The sequence below is a fragment of the Burkholderia sp. E168m23 genome (assembly GCF_016586125.1).
GTDB classification, from domain to species: Bacteria; Pseudomonadota; Gammaproteobacteria; order Burkholderiales; family Burkholderiaceae; genus Burkholderia; species Burkholderia orbicola.
Map to the genome: position 1 here is coordinate 1 of NZ_BCPP01001674.1, position 605 is coordinate 605.

Consider the following 605-nt stretch of genomic DNA (forward strand, 5'->3'; position numbering starts at 1 on the left):
TGCCGCCTCGATCAGCTCGAACGGCAACTGCTTGATGAAGTTGCGCAGGAACAGCGTGCAGAACCCCGTCTGAAACGCGACGTGGAACAGGATCAGCGCTTCGACGGTGTTGAACACGCCGAGCCGCAGCGACAGGTCGCGCACCGGAATCATCAGCACCTGCACCGGCACGAAGTTGCCGGCGACGAACGTGCCGAACAGCGCGGTATTGCCGCGAAACCGGTAGGTCGCGAGCGCGAAGCCAGCCATCGCGGCGAGCGCGATCGAGCCGATGACCGACGGCACCGTGATCTGCACGCTGTTCCAGAAGTAATGCAGCATCGGCGACGTCGTCAGCGCGTCGCGATAGTTCTCGATCATCGAGAAATGCCGCGGCCAGCCCCAGTAGTGGCCTTCGACGAGTTCCTCCGTCGAGCGCACCGACGTGACGAACACCGCGATCATCGGCAGCAGCCAGATCACGAGCGCGACGGGCAGCGACAGCTTGTACAGCCGGCGCGATATCGGCTTCCAGTGGGCAACGGGTGTCGGAAACATGATGAGTGAGCTCCCGGAAGGTCACTGTTCGTTGCGCAGCATCCGGCGCAACTGGAACACGATATAGA

The 605-nt window shown here is 62.5% G+C and carries 1 protein-coding gene; it reads right to left on the reverse strand.

Annotation, left to right across the window (positions count from 1 at the left end; genetic code table 11):
• Positions 1-537 (reverse strand): carbohydrate ABC transporter permease (locus tag JMF90_RS39600; protein WP_201326603.1); only part of this gene is annotated, 537 nt, incomplete at its 3' end.
• Positions 538-605 lie beyond the last annotated feature (68 nt).